We start from the raw sequence: 17030 nt of genomic DNA, 5'->3' as shown, positions 1-17030 counted from the left end.
GTCCTATCGCACCGCCGGCGGCAGCACTTCGAATTTCCAGAATTTTTCCGGGCTGAAATAGGTCGTGGCAAACGTGCGAATATCTGCGGCGGCGACCTTGTCATAGCCGCTGAGATTGTCGCGTATCCGGTCTAAACCACGCGAATCCGTCTGAGCGCTGCGCAGATATTCAATCCAATATTCGTTACCCTGCTGCTGATGCTTCAGTGTCTCGATAATCGGTTCCCGGGCGCGCGTGAGTTCGTCCGGGGAGACATCACGCGACCGCAGATCCTTGGCGATGTCGTCGACGAGTGCGTAGAAGCGCGCGACCTTTGCCGGGTCTGTCTCGACGTAGAAATATGCGTAGCCGTAGCCAGGGACTTCACTTGACAGGTCAGCATCGCCCTCCAGCACATAGCTTGCTCCTTCTGCGATGCGAAACTGATCGACCAACCTGTTTTGGAAAATCTGGGTGGCGAGATTGGCGGTGAAGGACCGTGGCAGGTCGGAAAGCAAATCGCCAATCGGAGCCCCTACCGCGGCAGCGGCGTTATCTGCCCTGCCCTTATGGGTCTCCACAACGGGCTTCTCGTTCATCACCGGAAAACGCACGTCGTTGCGATCGTCGCTCGACATCGTCTCCGGGCGCGGCGGCAAGGCGCCAAAGGTTTCAGCTGTCAGCCGAATCGCGTCGTCCACCGTTACGTCGCCGACGATGGTGATATCGATCGGGCCGTTGGAGATCATAGGTTGGAACAGCGCCTCGAAATCCTCTGGATGAGCGGCCGACAACTGCGCGCGATCGGGGAAGGTCCAGCGCGGATCGCCCGAATGCACGAGACCTGGGAAATCGCGGCTGACAATACCGCCGGGCGTCGCCTCATACTGATCGAGACCGCTCAAATAGGCTTGCTGCACACGTTTGAACGCCTCGGGGCGATAGGCGGGATCGGAGGTGTACGCGGTCATGAGCTGCAGTTGCGTCGCAAGATCTTCAGTCCGCGTACGACCATCGAACCTGAAGGAGCTGTCGCTGACCGAGAAATCGATGCTGACGATGTTGGCCGTCAGCGCTTTCTGGATATCCTGGTAGTCCATGGCCTTCACGCCGGACAGCACGACGGCCGGAGATGCCCAGATCGGGGCGGAACGGTCGTGCGGCAGGTCCAACCGACCGCCGCCGATATCTTCACGCACCAGCACTTCGTTGGCACGCAGCTTGGTTGGCTTGACGGTAAGCCGCACGCCGTTGGAAAAGCGCACCATGGTCAGGCCGAGATCGTCGACGGCGCGGCGTTCGACGACAGCGCCCGGCGCGCCGAAATGGGCGTAGGGCCAGGCGACGTCAGCTGCACTGGATAGTGCGGAGACGGCGACGGCATGTGAGGCATGGTAGACTTGCCGAACCGCGTCGGCTCCGCCCTCAGGTGATTGGGCCGTCTGTAGCACGACCTGCGGACCGTTGCCGGAGAAAGCACGCTGCAGGGCCTGATTGACCTCGGCCGCCGTGACGCCGTTCGTCATCGTCTCGAACAGCGAGAGGTCTTCAGCAGGCGAGGTGAAGACTTGATCATCATCGACGCTGCTCGCCAGCATGGAAGCGACGTCGGTGTTCGTGCGCGTCGCGGCTCCGGCCGCCGCAGCCTGCAGGGCCGAGCTATAGTCGAGGATTTCGCGATCGATCTCCGCCTGCGTAGCGCCGAACTCCTGGATACGACGCTGTTCCTGGTCAATGGCCGTGAGCGCCGCCTGCCATTTGTCCGGCTCGGAGTTGGCCGCGATCAGGACGACATGAGCGGAATCGACGATATCCTGAGAGCCGACGCCCGCACTGATGAATGGGGCATCCGCCTTGCCGGCGATGGTGCTCACCCGGCGATTGAGCACCATGAGACCGAGATTTTCAATAAGCTCAGCGCGGCGCTTGGCGAAGGTGTCAGGCGCCGCGTCATAGAGACGCGTCCAAGCGACCTGTACGCTCGTCATGCCACCGGGAACAACGATGAGGTCGGCGCTTTCGCCTTTCGTCACCAGCTTGCCGGGATCCGGTTTTGTCGGCGCCGGATCGACGGCCTTCCAATCGCCGAAGCGCTGCCGGATTTCGGTTTCCATGGCGGCGGGGTCGATATCGCCCACCACCATCAGCGTTGCCCGATCGGGTCGGTAATTGGCCCGGTAATAATCACGGACGAGGGCGACAGGCGCATTGCTGATGATGTCGGCTTTACCGATCGGCGTCCGCATGGTCGCGCGCTTGCCGGCGAGCAGCGAATTCATAATTTCGAGAGCCGCGCGATACTGCGGCGTGTCGCGCAGCCGCTCTTCCGACAGGATGACGCCGCGTTCGCGATCGAAGGCGCCAGCGTCGAGGGTGAGCTCGCTCGCCGTTTCTCGCATCAGCATCAGGCCCGTCGAAACCGTGTCCGCATCGACCTCGGGCAGATCGAGTGCATAGACAGTCTCGTCATAAGAGGTATGGGCGTTGGTGTCTGGCCCGAAGGCCAAGCCCTTGCGCTGCAAGATACGGATCATCTCCCCTTCGGCAACATGTGTCGAACCCTTGAAGGCCATGTGCTCGAGAACATGCGCCAGACCCTGCTGGTTGTCGTTTTCGTCGAGCGAACCGGAGCCGATGCGAAAGCGGATCGCTGCCTGTCCGGGCGGCGTGACATTGCGCATGATCGCAAATCGCATGCCGTTGGCGAGCATGCCGAAACGCACGTGGGGATGGGCTTGGATGTCGCTTTGCGTTTGTGGCCAGGGCACGGACGGGCTGTCCGCATAGGCTGGCGACATGAAGTTTGCGGCGAGGGAGATCGTCGCGAGAAACCACCACACCGTGGAGCATTCCATTTTTTTGTGAGACATTCTTGTCCAGGTGATGAGAATGAAGAGGGTAGATCGCGCCAACCTGACTATTCCACAGGTTGCATTCCCCATCAACTTCCATGTTTGTAATGAATAAGAAGTAGATAACTCTGCCGAGAACAGGATGATTTTACGCCCGGTCGGCCGAAAATCTGAATCCTGTTCTCAATTAATGAGTTAGAGCATGATGTCGTCTGAAAACCGCTCAGACGTTTCGGCATCATGCTCTGGCTGTCAGACCATTGTCATCGAACCCGCCTAAGCGATTGCGCCTCGATGCTGTCACCAGGAGGCGTTTTCGATGGCGACATTAGAGCAGGTCGCGTTCCGGGCAGGATGCTCGCTGGCGACCGCGAGCAGGGTTCTCAACCGCAACGGACCGGCCAGCGACCTGATGGTGCGCAAGGTGCGCCGTGCGGCCGCCGAACTCGGCTATCGCCCGGCCGGCTCGTCCGCCGGCCGGCTCGGACGCAGACCTGTGGTCGGCGTGCTGATCCCGAGCATCACCAATCCGGTCTTTGCCTCGTCACTGTCGAGCATCCAGAACCGCATGCTGGTGGCCGGCCATGGCGTCTTGATCGCCCAGTCGAATTACGATCCGGCGCGCGAGGCCGATGCCGTCGCAGCACTTTTGAACGACCGGCCGACCGGGCTGATCCTCACCGTCTGCGATCCATCGACCAGCAAGGCGCTGCTTGCCAAGCTCCCGCCGACGGTGCTGCTCAACAACCTGCCGACGGCGCAGTTTCCGGCGGCGGTCACTGCCGACAATCGCGGCGCCGGCCGCGAGATCGCGACATTCCTGATCGGCATGGGCCATCGCCGCATTCTGTTTCTCTCTGGGAATTTTGCCGCCTCCGACCGCGCCCACCTTCGCTACCGCGGTTATCTCGACGCTATGGCCGAGAACGGGCTGACACCCCTCGATGCGGTGCAGATCCCGTTCGTCAGCGGCTATGACCAGCTCGATCTTGGTGTCGCGATGACTTCGCTTGCGCCGACGGCGATCATCGCCTCCAACGACCTGCTGGCGCTCGGCGTCATCGGCGCGCTGAAGCGCGAGGGGCTTTCCGTGCCTGGGGATGTTTCGGTCGCCGGCTTCGACGGCATTGCCATCGGCCGGCTGATCGATCCACCGCTGACGACCATCGAAATGCCGGATGCCAGCATGGGGGCAACGGCCGCCTCGCTGCTTCTCGACATGGCGGAGAATGCTGCCCCTGCCCGCCATCTCGATGTCGCCTATACACTTCGCCGCGGCGGCACCGTGCGCGCCATCTGACGCTTGCGAAACCAGAGGGCCGCCACGCGCTCGGCGTGGCGGCCCTGCCCTGTTCCCGATCGGGAAGCCGATCAGCTGCGCGGCAGCATGCCCTCGACATCGGCGGCTGCGTCATCCAGCGCTTCCTTCGGCTCGGCCGACTGGTCGACGATGCGCGAGAGATTGTCGACGATCGTCTGCGTGACCTTGACGCCGTTCGAGCCTGGGAAGGCATACCAGGGGATCATGACCGGCATCTGGCTGAGGCCTGCCTGGAACAGCGGGTTTTGCTTGTAGAAATCGCCGAGATAATCGGCCGATTTGGCGGCAAGCTCATTGTTCGGGACATAACCGGTGCCGGGCACGACGACGGAAGCGCCATAAGGGCCGGCGGCGAATTTGGCGAACTTCCAGGCGGCATCCTGCTTGGCGGCGACATGCGTCAGGATAACGACGGCGTTGCCGCCGGTCGGCAGGCGGCCGTTGACCGGATCGATCAGCGGGATCTTGGCGGTGCGCAGATCGAACTTGTTGCCGACATTCTTGATCGTGTTGCGCAGCGCGCCTGTGGTCTGGAATTCGAACCCGACCTTGCCGGCTGCGAAAGCCTGTTCGCCGGCGGCCTTGGTGAACACAGGCATGCCGCCTTCGGTGACCAAGCGATGCAGGACCTCGACGGCCTTCTGACCTTCCGGGCCGTTGAAGGCAACCTTGCTTTCGTCGTCGCTCAGCATTTTGCCGCCGGCGCCGAAGAGCAGTGCCGAAAACATCCAGTCGTCGCCCTGCCAGCGGTAATCGATGCCGTCGACGCCATTGCCGAGCGCCTTGATCTTGCCGCCGAGCGCGATGACCTCATCCCAGGTTTTCGGCGGGTTTTCAGGATCGCCGCCGACTGCCTTCACGAGATCGGCGTTGTAATACATGATCGGGTTGGAGGTCGCGAAAGCCAGGCCCACCTGCTTGCCCTTGACCTGGGCAAGCTTGAGGATCGTGTCGGAGAAGCCCTGCTCGGCCATATTGCCGTCCTTCTGGACGAGCGGGCCGAGGTCGACGGCGACGTCGCGTTCGTCGAGCATGCGCAGGCGGTTGAGGCCGATGAAGGTGATATCGGGCATTTCGCTGGTGCCGACCTGGCGAAGGATCGTCTGGATGCCTTCTTCATAGGTGGCCGACGGGCTGGCGAACTGGATCTTGATATCGGGATTTTCTTCCATGAACTTCTTCGAGATCGTGTCCATCACGTCCTTGAAGAAGCCCGGCATCGGGTAGTGGACCGTCAGCGTTGTCTCGGCATGCGCGGGAAGCGCAATTGCCATCGATACGGCCGCTGCGGCGAGAAGCTGGGTGATATGTTTCATCGCTCGTTCTCCTGGGTTGAAACCGGTCAGCCTTTGAGACCGGTCATGGTGATGCCCTCGACGAAGCGCTTCTGCGCAAGCAGGAAGGCGATGACGAGGGGAAGGGTAATGATGAGGGTCGCCGCCATCAGCGCGCCGTAGTCGTCGCCGGCCTCGGCAGCGCGGAAATACATCAGGCCAAGCGGCGGCGTGGCATAGTCCTGCTTGCTGATGACGATCAGCGGCCAGTAGAGATCGTTCCAATGGGCAACGACCGAGAAGATGGCGAAGGCGGTGACCGCCGGCCAGGCATTCGGCACGATGACGCGGGCGACGATGCCGAGTTCCGACATGCCGTCGAGACGCGCGGCATGGATGAGATCGTCAGGCATGGCACGGAAGAACTGCAGGAACATGAAGATCGCGAAGACCGAAATGGTGAAGGGCGCGACCAGCGCGGCATAGGTGTTGAGCAGCGCGGCGCGGTCGAAGGCGACATAGAGCGGCAGCGCGGTCGCATGGATCGGCACCAGCAGGCCGAGCATGACAAGCACCATCATGGCGCGGGCGGCGCCGAAGCGCAGCTTTGCCATGGCGTAGGCGCAGGGGATTGCTACCAGCACCTGGAAGAAGAAGATCAGCCCGCAGACGACGACGCCGTTCCACAACAGTTGCGCCATCGGTACCCGGCTCAAGGCTTTGGCGAAATTCTCGGCATAGGTGAAGTGCGCCGGGATCAGCGACAGCGACGAGGTGAAGATGTCGCTTTGGGCCTTGCCCGCCGTCGAGATCATGAAGACATAGGGCGACAGGAAGATGATTGCGCCGAGCGAAAGCAGTGTCAGGCGGATGATCCTGCCGAGGGGAAAAGCGTTCGTCATCATGTGTAATGCACCCGGCGATCGAGAATGCGGTACTGCAGGAACATCAGCACCACCAGGATCAGCAGAAAGACCACCGTTATCGCCGAGGCATAACCGACGCGCAGATAGACGAAGCCTTCCTGGTAGATCGTGAAGAGCAGCACATCCGAGGCCTTGTTCGGGCCGCCCTCGGTCAGCGTCTTCACCGTCTCGAAGACCTTGACTGAATTGGTGATGCTGATGGTGATGACGAAGAGCGTTGTCGGCCCGAGCATCGGCCAGGTCACCAGCAGGAAGCGGTCGAGGGAGGATTTGGCGCCGTCCACCTCGGCTGCGGCGTAAAGTTCGCGCGGGATCGCCGTCAGCCCGGCGAGGAACAGCACCATATTGAAGCCGGCCGATTGCCAGACGCCGATGATCGAGAGGCTGTAAAGCACCGTGCCGGAGCTGCCGAGCCAGTTCGGGCCGGGAAGCCCGACGAGGGCGAGCAGTGCGTTGAGCGGGCCGATTGTGGGGTGGAACATATATTGCCAGACGGTCGCCATGGCGACGATCAGCGAGGCGACCGGGAGGAAATAAGCGGTGCGGAAGAAGCTGCGCGCCTTCGTCTCGCTCTCGATCAGCATGGCGATGCCGAGGCCGAGAAGGATCGAGATGGGTGCGACGATCGCGGTATAGACCGTCGTATTCCAGAGCGACTTGCGAAACGTCCGGTCGGTAATAAGGTGCGCATAATTCTCGAAGCCGACGAAACGGAACTTGCCATAGCCGAGCTCGAAATCGGTGAAGCCGAGCACGATGACGGATGCAACCGGCAAAAGCACGAAGAGAAACAGCAGGATCATCGCCGGCATCACCAGCATCCAGGCGATGCGGGCCTCGCTGCGCCGATGCGCAACGGCGGCATCCTGCGGCACGGCCATGGAGACGATGCTAGCCATGCGCCCTCTCCCGCTCCGCAGCGCCGTCGGCGAGCACGGCACCGGTCGACCCGAGCCCGGCATCCCCCGTTGCAACGCCGCCGGTCAGCCGGCTGCCGTCCTCGGCAAAGATCAGCGTGCGGCCGGGCGAAAGCCGCAGGCCGACCGGATCGCCTGCCACAAGGCCGGAGGCTTCGGAGGGTTGAACCTTGGCGATGACAGTCTCGCCGATCGCCTCGAGCCGGCAATGGAGGATGACTTCGGAGCCCAGGAATTCGACGCGTTCGATCCGGGCGGCAAGGCCGTCATGCCGGCTCTTGGAGACAAAGACGAATTCCGGGCGAATGGCGAGCGTGACCGGCATCTTGCCGTCGGGCGCATTCTCAAGCGTCAGGCGCAGGCCGCCGCAGAGAATGACGCCGCCTTCGGCAAAGGCGGGCAACAGATTGATGCGCGGCTGGCCGATGAAGCGGGCGACCTCGATATGGGCGGGATCGTCGTAGATGACCTCGGGGCTGGCGATCTGCAGCAACTTTCCGCCCATCATCACGGCGACACGGTCGGCCATGGAAAGCGCTTCCGCCTGGTCGTGGGTGACATAGAGCGTCGGCACGCCGGCGCGGCGATGCAGGTCGACGATCTCGCCTCGGGCGTGAACGCGCAGATTGGCATCGAGATTGGAGAGCGGTTCGTCCATCAGGAAGACGCTCGGCCGGCGCACCATGGCGCGGGCCAGCGCCACGCGCTGACGCTGGCCGCCCGACATCTGGCCGGGCTTGCGGTCGAGCAGGTGGTCGATCTTCAGCGACGTCGCCATATCCCTGACGTCGCGGGCGATCACCGCGCGGGTGGCGCGCTGGCCCGGTATCAACGACCCGATGAAGGGCAGTCGCTGCATCCTCGACAGCCGGCGCATCGCCAAAGGCACGGCGATATTCTCAGAGGCCGTCAGATGAGGATAAAGCGCGTAGGACTGAAAGACCATGGCGATGTTGCGGTCGGCAGCTGCAACGCCGGACATACCCTTGCCGCCGATCAGGATCTCGCCTTGATCGGCGTGGTCGAGGCCGGCAAGGACGCGCAATAGCGTGCTCTTGCCGCAGCCGGAAGGGCCGACCAGCGCGATGAATTCACCGGCGGCGACATCCAGGCTGACGCCATCGAGGATCTGGTTGCCGCCGAACGCCTTGGTGATGCCGCGAAGCGAGAGCGAGCTCATTCGACGGGTTCCCGCTGCTTGACCGCCTGGGGGTAGACTTCGTGCACGACATCGTCGAGCACATGCGCGGTCATGCCGGGAACGGCAACGATCGTGCTTTCGACATCAGTATCGAACTCGTGGACGACGGCACCGATCAGGCGATCGCCAGGCATCTCGCGCTCCATCTTGTCGATGATGAAGGCGGCCGACGGACCCCATGTCAGTTGGGTATTGTCGAAACGCCCCTGCCAGGCCCAATGGAGATGGCCGCTCGCAAACAGCGCCACGTCATGGGCTGATATCAGATCATAAAGCCGGCGGCGCTGAACCGGACGAACGCTCCAATAGCCGGTATCGCCTTCATCGGGTGCATCGACGAAGAGCGGCTTGTGCGCGAACATCGCCACGCGCCGCCCTGCCCTGTCGGACAGCGCCTGGTCGAGCCATTCGAACTGCGCCTCCTCCTCGTCATCCTCATGACCGAGAAGCAGCGAATTCAATCCGATGAAGCGCCAGGCACCGGCATCCTCCAGCCAGCGGTCGTCGCCGGCAAGGCTGCGCCAACGGGACAACCGCTCGGCATTAACGGGCTGATCCGATCCCTTGAGGTGGCCGACATCGTGATTGCCGGGGACGATCAGCATCGGGATCGACACCCGACGCATCAGATCCATGGAAAAGGTGATGTCGTCACCATTGTCGGCGCCGTCGACGGTGAGATCGCCAGTATGCACGATCAGGTCCGCGCCGGTCTCTTCGATCCAGCTCAAAAGCGGCGCCCAGTTGCCGTTGAAATGCTGCTTGCCGGGGCTGAAATGGGTGTCGGTGATCTGAATGATTTTCATAGGGCGCATCCCGAGACGTCGGGAGCGCGTCACGGGCGCTCCCTTCTCGTGCCCTCTCTAGAAGGCTCCCATGTCAATCACACAGCTGAGGTTTTCAGCTGTTTCTCAGTTTTGACATCAATCTGTCATGCTGGCGCGGACCGCCCGCCGGAACGGGGGCAGCCTTGACCTGTATTGGCATCAAGAACACGCGGGCGCTTGCAACGTTACGTTGCAATCACTGCCGTGGTGCGTTGGCGGGAATGGATGATACTGTTGCCGAGACAGGGTCGCTTGCAGGAAAGCTGTCCTCGAGGCCTTCATCGAGTTCCTCTTCCAGCGTTTGCCTGTCGCCGGCCGAACGCGCACTCGGCTGGCCGATCAAGCCCTTGCTACCTTCGTCGAAATTGCCGTTGCTCAAGGCATCGTAGCGGTTGATGCTGCCGTCTGCTTCGCTGCCGGCAAAGGCGGTCAGCTGAACCATCATGACCTTGGCGTGGTCGACCGCGGTCGTATCGTCAAGTTCGCCATGGGAGTTGTCGATGTTGACGGAAATCGATTCTCCTCCCTCGCCCAGGAATTCGACGGTGAAGATGTCGCCGGCCTGTGTTACCCGAGTATCGATCAGCTGCATGGAAACCTCCTGTGTTCATGCACCTCAACGGCCATCCGGCTCCGGAGTTCCACCGCTATGCCGTTTCGACACAAGGCAACAAGCCTTGGGACAATAATTGCCGCTGTCGCCTTGCCCTTAAGTCTTATGGTTAATTTATTAATAATTCGGGGTTTATAAACGGAACCAGACGGCCTTTCCGAGTGTTGATGGTGCGCCGCGGAGGAATCCTGATGATCCTGAAAATCCTTGCCCCCAAGATCGACGCAGATTGCCATGACACCGGAACCTGGCCCGATGGGATCTTCGCCGAAAACCGCATCGATCTTTCCGCTCGCCGCGATGGCCGTCGTCGCTCGCCGCATGAGCGCGACTACGGCAATGACAGAAAAGTGGAAAATCTGCCGCTCGGCTTTGCCTGATCATACCGGACGGCGGAAGCGTCATAGCCTGCGAAAAACCAGAACGCCTGATGCCGGCAACACCGCATTCAGCACGATGTTGCGGACCGAATCGCATCCTGATGGATGCTGAGCGCGATCAGATCGCGATAACAGCGGATCATCCTGGCCCGCTGCAATCTGCTTCGCCGAGGATATTCTCCCGGTTCTCGAGGAAATCATTGTAGCGATAGGGCTTCTGGGCGCCGATTTCCTCGCCCATGAAAAACATTCATCGTCCCGGCCGATAGCAGCGTCATCGCCGCCACAAACCTGGAGCTCGCCTCCGCCCGCGCCCTGGTCTAGCCGACAACGGTGCGAAATTGACCGCGATAACAGCGGTTCGCGCCGATACTTCGCGATTGCCGCATCATCATGCGACTGATTGTAAATCACCTTGAATCGCGCGCTCGTTTGCAATGCGCCGGCAAGAGACGACATGGTCAGCGCCCGCTTGTCCCCGAAGCCGGCATTCCTCAACAGCTGCGCCTGTGCGCCGCCGTGATATTCGACGAGGTTGTGATTAAAATCGCCGTACCAGGTTGCATCGAAGCCGAGCCCGTCGCCGATCCGGCTTGGCTCGGTCATCGCCGACCAGTCCGAATAGTCCTCTTCCGTCAGGAAAAGCTGCGGCTTGATAAGCCGCATCGTGCGGGTCCACTGTTCTAAGAATTTAGCACCGAAGGCGGCGGCGCGATCGGCGCGCCGGCCATCGGAACAGGCCACATTCAAGACAATATATCATGGTTAACGGGCAACACTGCGTCGGCCATTATCGTGTGTTAAATCGAATCATCGACAGTAATCGGGGATATATTCCCATTGCCAATTCCCTCTTAAACTGGGAGAAAAATTGTGGCTCAAGCCGTTAGAATAAACGATATTATTCGTTCCTTTGGAATTGACACGCATATCGACTACACCGACGGAAAATATTCCAATGTCGGAGAAGTTGTTAAGGCTCTCGACTATCTCGGCCTTGATACGGTTCGCGATCATGCACCAAACTCCGCTTCCGACCCTAACGGCCAAACGCATCTCGGCGATGCGGCCGAAGCCGGCGTGCAATTCGTCTTCAGCGCCCAGCGGGAAGTCGACCCCGCCACTGTCGCCCAGCGACTGCATGACTTCGTGCAGGCCCATCCCGGATCGGTCGTCGGTATCGAAGGTCCGAACGAAGTCAACAACTGGCCGGTCAGCTATCATGGCCTGAGCGGCCAGGCCGCAGCGGTCGCCTATCAGAAGGACCTGTCCGCCGCCGTCAACGCCGATCCCTTGCTGAAGAACATCCCCGTTCTCGGCTTTACCGGATATACGGTCGCTTCGGCCTCCGACTACACGACGATCCACACCTATGCGAAGGATGGCGACCAACCATTCTCATGGCTTTCCCGAGAATCCGGCGTTCAGCGCGCTGCCGATCCGGGCAAGCCGCTGGCGATCACCGAGACCGGTTACCACACCTCGCTCACCGCCGACACCAATGGCGGCTGGGAAGGCGTCAGTGAAGCGACGCAGGCAAAGCTCCTGCTTAATACGCTGATGGACGGGGCGGCACTCGGCTCGAAAAATACGTTCATCTACGAGCTGCTGGACGCCTATTCCGATCCGCAGGGCACCAATCAGGAAAAGCATTTCGGCCTTTTTCATCTCGACTATTCGGCCAAGCCGGCTGCGACGGCGATCCATAACCTGACCGAAATTCTTGAGGACGACGGCGCAACAAAAGCGAGCTTCAGCGCGGGGACCCTCAGTTATTCGATCGACGGCATGCCGTCGTCGGGCCGCAGCCTGCTGACGGAAAAATCGGACGGAAGCTACCAGATCATAATCTGGAACGAGCCAGATATCTGGAACCAGTCCTCCGACACGGCCATTCAGGCCGCGGCAACAGCCGTCAAGGTCAATCTCGGGGCTTCGTTCGGCTCCGTGAAAGTCTTCGACCCGCTGACCGGGACGACGGCGATCAGAAGCCTCAGCAACGTCTCTTCGCTGACGCTCGATGTCGTCGACCATCCCTTGATCATCGAGATAGCAGGCAGCGGCGCCAGCACTCCGCCGGCCACCAATCATCTCTATGGCGGCACCGGCAACGACACCTTCACCGTGACCAATGCCAATCAAATCGTCGACGAAAGCCGGGGCGGCGGAACGGATACCATCAAGGCGTCGATCTCCTTCAGCCTGGCCGATCAGAAGCATACGGTCGGAACGATCGAAAACCTCACCTTGACCGGGACGGCCAATCTCAATGCGACGGGCAACAATACGGCCAACATTCTCACCGGCAACGACGGAAACAATTCTCTCAACGGCGGCAAAGGTGCCGATCGATTGGTCGGCGGGCTCGGAAACGACAAGCTGATCGGCAAGGCCGGTGCTGACGTTCTCACCGGCGGCGGCGGAGGCGATTCCTTCGTCTTCGATGTGAAGCCCGACAATACCAGCGTCGACAAGATCCGGGATTTTTCCTCCGCGGCGGGCGACAAGCTGATGCTCGATCATTCGATTTTCGCTGCGCTCAACCTATCCAGATTTTCGGATGAGAATTTCGTTCTGGGAACGAAAGCGCTCGAGGCGGATGACAAGCTGATCTACGATAAGTCCAGCGGGGTTCTATCCTATGACGCGGATGGAAGCGCAGCGGGCGCGGCCATCCACGTGGCGGATCTCGATAATTCCGCCGCACTTCACTTCAAAGATCTCCTGCTTGTCTGACCCGGTCGGCCCGTCCCCTTCCGGGGCGGGCCTACCACCTCACGGGCAGTCATTTCTCCTCCTCTTGCCGGAGCCGGAATCCCGGCCACATTTCTCCGTTGACGCCACCCGTGCAGATCAGGAGAAACCTTTGCCCTGGATCGCCTATATCGCTCATTTCATCGCCGCAGCCTTTCTGACCAACGGCGTCCCGCATTTCGTCAGCGGCGTCAGCGGCCGTCGCTTCCGCATCCCATTCGCGCGAGGGGCAAAGCTCGGCTCGCCCACGGCGAATGTCGTCTGGGGCTGGGCGAATTTCCTCATCGCCTTCCTGCTCTTTGCCAATATTGGACCGCTCTATATCGGCACGCCGGGCGATACGATCTTCGTGGCAGCCGGCATGCTCGTTGCCGGCATCATGCTTGCCCGGATTTTCGAGGGCAACGCGATCTAAAACATGTCGCGCGAAAGTGTGCGGCGGTTTTGGAAGTAACTTGCATGATGATAGTCACTGCTGTAGTGATATCAGCCATGCAGCGAACGAGCTTCAGCGATTTCAAATGCCCGGCGGCGCGCGCGCTCGATAGCGTCGGCGACTGGTGGAGCATGCTGATCCTGCGCGATGCCTTTCAGGGGCTTTCGCGCTTCGACGAATTTCAGAAAAGCCTCGGCGTGGCGCCGAACATCCTAACGCGGCGGCTGAAACACCTGACCGATCAAGGGCTGTTCGAACGGCGTCTCTATAATCAGCGCCCTGCCCGTTACGAATATCGACTGACGGACAAGGGCCGTGACTTCTTTCCTGTTCTGATCACGCTGTTTTCCTGGGGAAGCCGGCAGATCCCGGAAGAGGACCTCGCCTTTCTCTTGGGCGATGCCGCTTCCGGCAGGGAGCGCCAAACGATGCTGGTCGATGCGCGGACCGGCGAACAAGTGACACCTGAAAACACCAGCCTGCTTGCAGGTCCCGCCGCCGATGACGAGGTGCGCGAGCGGATCGCCCGCATGCGCGCCTGGTATCTCGGCATCGACGCATAGAAAGGACAAAAGAATGGATCGTATCGTTGTCACCGGCATGGGACTTGTCTCGCCGCTCGGCACCGGCGTCGAGCCCTCCTGGAAGCGCCTTCTCGACGGCTGTTCGGGGTTGAGGGTGTTGACGGAGGATATCGTCGGCGACCTCCCGGCCAAGGTCGGCGGCATCGTTCCCGGTATAGCGGAAGATGCTGAGGCCGGTTTGGATCCCGACCGTTACATCACGCCGAAGGACCAGAAGAAGATGGACCGCTTCATCCATTTCGCCATGGCGGCGACGGAGGAAGCCGTGAAGCAGGCGGGCTGGATGCCGACCGACGAAGGCGAGCGCCAGCGCACGGCAACGATCATCGCGTCGGGCGTCGGCGGCTTCCCGGCGATCGCCGAAGCGGTGCGGATCGGCGAAACGCGCGGCGTGCGGCGGCTGTCGCCCTTCACCGTGCCGTCCTTCCTCGTCAATCTCGCCGCCGGCCAAGTCAGCATCCGTTATGGCTTCAAGGGACCGCTCGGCGCTCCGGTGACGGCCTGTGCCGCCAGCGTCCAGGCGATCGGTGATGCGGCGCGGCTGATCCGCTCCGGCGAAGCGGATGTGGCGATCTGCGGCGGTGCAGAGGCCTGCATCGACAAGGTGAGCCTCGGCGGCTTTGCTGCCGCACGCGCGCTTTCCACCGGCTTCAACGAGACGCCGGAGCTTGCGTCGCGCCCCTTCGACACGGCGCGCGACGGTTTCGTCATGGGCGAAGGCGCCGGCATCCTGGTCATCGAGACGCTGGAACACGCGCTTGCCCGTGGCGCCACGCCGCTCGCCGAACTCGTCGGCTACGGCACGGCGGCGGACGCCTACCACATGACCTCAGGACCCGAAGACGGCAACGGCGCGCGCCGGGCGATGGAGGCAGCACTCAGGCAGGCGAAGATCCCGGCTTCGGAGGTCAGGCATCTCAACGCGCATGCGACCTCGACACCGGTCGGTGACAGAGGCGAGATCGCGGCGATCGGCACGGTCTTCGGCCGCAATGGCGGTATCGTCGTCAGCGCGACGAAATCGGCGACCGGCCACCTGCTTGGTGCCGCCGGCGGGCTGGAGGCAATCTTCACCATCCTTGCGCTGCGCGACCAGATCGCGCCGCCGACCCGCAACCTCGATGAGACCGATCCGGCCGCCGACGGCATCGATATCGTCGGCAAGACGGCGCGGCCGCTGGCAATGGACTATGCGATCACCAACGGTTTCGGCTTCGGCGGGGTGAATGCCAGCGCGCTGTTCCGCCGCTGGTCGTAAAGTCCACTTTCCTTGCGCTGAAAACCGCCTACACTTCTACTCTATCGGCGATCCTTTCCCCGATAGAGCCGGAGATACACCATGCGCGCCTTCTTCGCAGTTCTTATTCTGTGTGCCGCGTCCTTCCTCTCCCCCGTATCGGCCCGCGCCGAAGATCCGATCGATACGACGCGAACGATCATCGAGGAACAGATCAAGGCCTTCCTCAAGGACGATGCCGAGACCGCCTATTCCTTCGCCGCGCCTGGAATCAGGGCGCTGTATCCCGACAAGAACCTGTTCTTCGCCATGGTGAAGAAGAGCTACGAGCCGGTCTATCACCCCGGCAATTACGCCTTCGGACGCAGCCGCTCGATCGACAACGGCGCGCTGATCTATCACGAGGTGCTGATTTCAGGCCGCGACGGCAAGGACTGGACGGCGATCTACCAGATCACCCGTCAGCCGGACGGCAGCTACAGGATCAACGGCGTGCAGATCATGCCCGATGCGGACAGCAAGGGCATTTGACGCGCTGTTTCCACACTTCGGTGGAAACTCGACCGATTGCACGGTTTCCTTGCAATAACGATTTTGAAATCCTCCTGGAGTAACAAAGTGCCAACGGGGGGTTGTTGCGTTGAACGCTGGCAAACAATTTTTTACAGCTCTTGAGGCGCTGCGAGGAATTGCGGCTATTATGGTCATGTTCCTCCACACGGCTGGTACGCTGGGTCCGATACCGGCGAATATCAGTTATCTTGCCGTTGATCTCTTCTTTCTGTTGAGCGGCGTCGTCCTTGCAAATTCATATGAGAAGCGACTGACGGCGGGGCAGATTTCGCCCGCCGGGCTTCTGCTGCAGCGCATTATTCGGCTCTATCCCCTTTATCTCCTTTCGCTTCCGATTGGTCTTTTCAGCTACGCGCTTAAAAACGGGTTGGACTACTCCACCCTGGCGGACCTTCTGCTGAGGGCAATCCTGTTCATTCCAAGCGCAAGCCAAGAAGGTATCTTTCCCTTCAACGGGCCCAGCTGGTCGCTCTTCTTCGAGCTCTGGGCCGGAGTGCTGTTCTCCGTGCTTCTGATACGACTGTCATTCAGAAGCTTGATCGCCATCGCCCTGGGGGCGGCCGGCATCACCATTTATGGGGCATTGGTCGGAGGCAACTTCGATATTGGTCCCGAGGCGGGCGACTTCAGATTTGGCTTTTCAAGAGTACTGTTCTCGTTCTCGCTCGGAATCTGCCTTTACAGGTTATATGACGTCCAGAAACCGAATACAGTCAATAACGGCAACATTACCGGCCTTCTTCTCTGTGGTTGTCTGATCTTCGTCACCAACATACCAGCCCGCATATTCTTCGGTTTCCCGTATTTTGATTTTTTAATATGCCTCTTGGTCTTCCCGGCCATTGTCTGGCTTGCGATGCGCACGAGACAGACCGGCCTGGTCGAGCTGGTATTCCGTTGGCTGGGGAGGCTTTCCTATCCGATTTATATCCTGCATGGCCCCATCTTCAGTCTGCTGCAGTCACTGCGGCAAAAGGGCTTTGACCTTCCTACCTCTCCGGTAGCCGGTATGGTCGTCGTCGTCGGAATTTACTTTGCGGCTGGCATCGCCGCCGTTCACTTCGACGAGCCAGTGCGCAAAAAACTTAGAAGAATGGTTGCGCCAAACCCTGCGTCCGCAGTCCCCGCTGTAAGCAACGCGGGGACGGAGTAGCC

The 17030-nt window shown here is 60.9% G+C and carries 16 protein-coding genes; 8 read left to right on the top strand and 8 right to left on the bottom strand.

Features of this window, described 5'->3' with window-relative positions:
* Positions 1 to 3: 3 nt before the first annotated feature.
* A complete protein-coding gene (locus tag V8P77_RS07785) occupies positions 4 to 2922 on the bottom strand; it encodes a M16 family metallopeptidase (RefSeq protein ID WP_335911489.1) in 2919 nt (972 codons plus the stop codon).
* A 229-nt stretch (positions 2923 to 3151) separates the two neighbouring features.
* On the opposite strand from V8P77_RS07785, the gene V8P77_RS07780 reads away from it, so the two are divergent.
* On the top strand, positions 3152 to 4132 hold the full coding sequence (locus V8P77_RS07780; protein WP_131645689.1) for a substrate-binding domain-containing protein: 981 nt from the start codon (positions 3152 to 3154) through the stop codon (positions 4130 to 4132).
* Positions 4133 to 4203: 71 nt separating this feature from the next.
* Here V8P77_RS07780 and V8P77_RS07775 read toward each other — a convergent pair whose 3' ends face one another.
* The 6 genes from V8P77_RS07775 to V8P77_RS07750 all read right to left on the bottom strand — a co-directional run bounded on the left by V8P77_RS07775 (position 4204) and on the right by V8P77_RS07750 (position 9890).
* A complete protein-coding gene (locus V8P77_RS07775) occupies positions 4204 to 5469 on the bottom strand; it encodes an ABC transporter substrate-binding protein (protein WP_335911488.1) in 1266 nt (421 codons plus the stop codon).
* Between the two features lie 26 nt (positions 5470 to 5495).
* The gene (locus V8P77_RS07770) at positions 5496 to 6332 is read right to left on the bottom strand and encodes a carbohydrate ABC transporter permease (protein WP_335911487.1); all 837 of its coding nucleotides are present in this window, start codon (positions 6330 to 6332) and stop codon (positions 5496 to 5498) included.
* Entirely contained in the window at positions 6329 to 7252 is a 924-nt protein-coding gene (locus V8P77_RS07765) for a carbohydrate ABC transporter permease (RefSeq protein WP_335911486.1), read from the bottom strand. The genes V8P77_RS07770 and V8P77_RS07765 overlap by 4 nt, the downstream gene beginning before the upstream one ends.
* On the bottom strand, positions 7245 to 8450 hold the full coding sequence (locus V8P77_RS07760; protein ID WP_335911485.1) for an ABC transporter ATP-binding protein: 1206 nt from the start codon (positions 8448 to 8450) through the stop codon (positions 7245 to 7247). The genes V8P77_RS07765 and V8P77_RS07760 overlap by 8 nt, the downstream gene beginning before the upstream one ends.
* Positions 8447 to 9277 carry a metallophosphoesterase family protein gene (locus V8P77_RS07755; protein WP_335911484.1) on the bottom strand — a complete coding sequence of 277 codons (831 nt, stop codon included), beginning with the start codon at positions 9275 to 9277 and terminating at the stop codon, positions 8447 to 8449. Before V8P77_RS07755 ends, V8P77_RS07760 begins: the two co-directional genes overlap by 4 nt.
* Before the next feature lie 217 nt (positions 9278 to 9494).
* Positions 9495 to 9890 (bottom strand): hypothetical protein, encoded by a 396-nt coding sequence (locus V8P77_RS07750; protein ID WP_335911483.1) that lies wholly within the window; start codon positions 9888 to 9890, stop codon positions 9495 to 9497.
* A gap of 212 nt (positions 9891 to 10102) precedes the next feature.
* On the opposite strand from V8P77_RS07750, the gene V8P77_RS07745 reads away from it, so the two are divergent.
* Positions 10103 to 10291, top strand: a complete 189-nt coding sequence (locus tag V8P77_RS07745) for a hypothetical protein (protein ID WP_003539671.1) — start codon at positions 10103 to 10105, stop codon at positions 10289 to 10291.
* Positions 10292 to 10312: 21 nt separating this feature from the next.
* On the opposite strand, the gene V8P77_RS07740 is transcribed toward V8P77_RS07745, so the two are convergent.
* Positions 10313 to 11041, bottom strand: coding sequence for an alpha-amylase family protein (locus V8P77_RS07740; protein WP_335911482.1), 729 nt, complete (start codon positions 11039 to 11041; stop codon positions 10313 to 10315).
* Between the two features lie 123 nt (positions 11042 to 11164).
* On the opposite strand from V8P77_RS07740, the gene V8P77_RS07735 reads away from it, so the two are divergent.
* From V8P77_RS07735 to V8P77_RS07710, 6 genes are all read left to right on the top strand, one after another.
* The gene (locus tag V8P77_RS07735) at positions 11165 to 13027 is read left to right on the top strand and encodes a calcium-binding protein (protein ID WP_335911481.1); all 1863 of its coding nucleotides are present in this window, start codon (positions 11165 to 11167) and stop codon (positions 13025 to 13027) included.
* 130 nt (positions 13028 to 13157) lie between these two features.
* A complete protein-coding gene (locus tag V8P77_RS07730) occupies positions 13158 to 13460 on the top strand; it encodes a hypothetical protein (protein ID WP_335911480.1) in 303 nt (100 codons plus the stop codon).
* Positions 13461 to 13537: 77 nt separating this feature from the next.
* Positions 13538 to 14044 carry a winged helix-turn-helix transcriptional regulator gene (locus V8P77_RS07725; protein WP_335911543.1) on the top strand — a complete coding sequence of 169 codons (507 nt, stop codon included), beginning with the start codon at positions 13538 to 13540 and terminating at the stop codon, positions 14042 to 14044.
* Positions 14045 to 14057: 13 nt separating this feature from the next.
* On the top strand, positions 14058 to 15323 hold the full coding sequence (gene fabF, locus V8P77_RS07720; protein ID WP_335911479.1) for a beta-ketoacyl-ACP synthase II: 1266 nt from the start codon (positions 14058 to 14060) through the stop codon (positions 15321 to 15323).
* 81 nt (positions 15324 to 15404) lie between these two features.
* Entirely contained in the window at positions 15405 to 15833 is a 429-nt protein-coding gene (locus V8P77_RS07715) for a DUF4864 domain-containing protein (RefSeq protein ID WP_335911478.1), read from the top strand.
* A gap of 109 nt (positions 15834 to 15942) precedes the next feature.
* The gene (locus V8P77_RS07710; protein ID WP_335911477.1) at positions 15943 to 17028 is read left to right on the top strand and encodes an acyltransferase family protein; all 1086 of its coding nucleotides are present in this window, start codon (positions 15943 to 15945) and stop codon (positions 17026 to 17028) included.
* Positions 17029 to 17030: the final 2 nt, after the last annotated feature.

Origin of the sequence: Rhizobium aouanii (assembly GCF_037002925.1) — a bacterium.
Taxonomy (GTDB): domain Bacteria; phylum Pseudomonadota; class Alphaproteobacteria; order Rhizobiales; family Rhizobiaceae; genus Rhizobium; species Rhizobium aouanii.
This window is presented reverse-complemented; position numbering and strand designations above follow the sequence as displayed.

What these genes read in the sequence shown, in the direction of transcription:
- V8P77_RS07780 (WP_131645689.1), top strand. Translation starts at nt 3,152, where the DNA reads ATGGCGACATTAGAGCAGGTCGCGTTCCGGGCAGGATGCTCGCTGGCG.
- V8P77_RS07745 (WP_003539671.1), top strand. Translation starts at nt 10,103, where the DNA reads ATGATCCTGAAAATCCTTGCCCCCAAGATCGACGCAGATTGCCATGAC.
- V8P77_RS07775 (WP_335911488.1), bottom strand. Translation starts at nt 5,469, where the DNA reads ATGAAACATATCACCCAGCTTCTCGCCGCAGCGGCCGTATCGATGGCA.
- V8P77_RS07715 (WP_335911478.1), top strand. Translation starts at nt 15,405, where the DNA reads ATGCGCGCCTTCTTCGCAGTTCTTATTCTGTGTGCCGCGTCCTTCCTC.
- V8P77_RS07760 (WP_335911485.1), bottom strand. Translation starts at nt 8,450, where the DNA reads ATGAGCTCGCTCTCGCTTCGCGGCATCACCAAGGCGTTCGGCGGCAAC.
- V8P77_RS07785 (WP_335911489.1), bottom strand. Translation starts at nt 2,922, where the DNA reads ATGGGGAATGCAACCTGTGGAATAGTCAGGTTGGCGCGATCTACCCTC.
- V8P77_RS07750 (WP_335911483.1), bottom strand. Translation starts at nt 9,890, where the DNA reads ATGCAGCTGATCGATACTCGGGTAACACAGGCCGGCGACATCTTCACC.
- V8P77_RS07765 (WP_335911486.1), bottom strand. Translation starts at nt 7,252, where the DNA reads ATGGCTAGCATCGTCTCCATGGCCGTGCCGCAGGATGCCGCCGTTGCG.
- fabF (WP_335911479.1), top strand. Translation starts at nt 14,058, where the DNA reads ATGGATCGTATCGTTGTCACCGGCATGGGACTTGTCTCGCCGCTCGGC.
- V8P77_RS07755 (WP_335911484.1), bottom strand. Translation starts at nt 9,277, where the DNA reads ATGAAAATCATTCAGATCACCGACACCCATTTCAGCCCCGGCAAGCAG.
- V8P77_RS07725 (WP_335911543.1), top strand. Translation starts at nt 13,538, where the DNA reads ATGCAGCGAACGAGCTTCAGCGATTTCAAATGCCCGGCGGCGCGCGCG.
- V8P77_RS07770 (WP_335911487.1), bottom strand. Translation starts at nt 6,332, where the DNA reads ATGATGACGAACGCTTTTCCCCTCGGCAGGATCATCCGCCTGACACTG.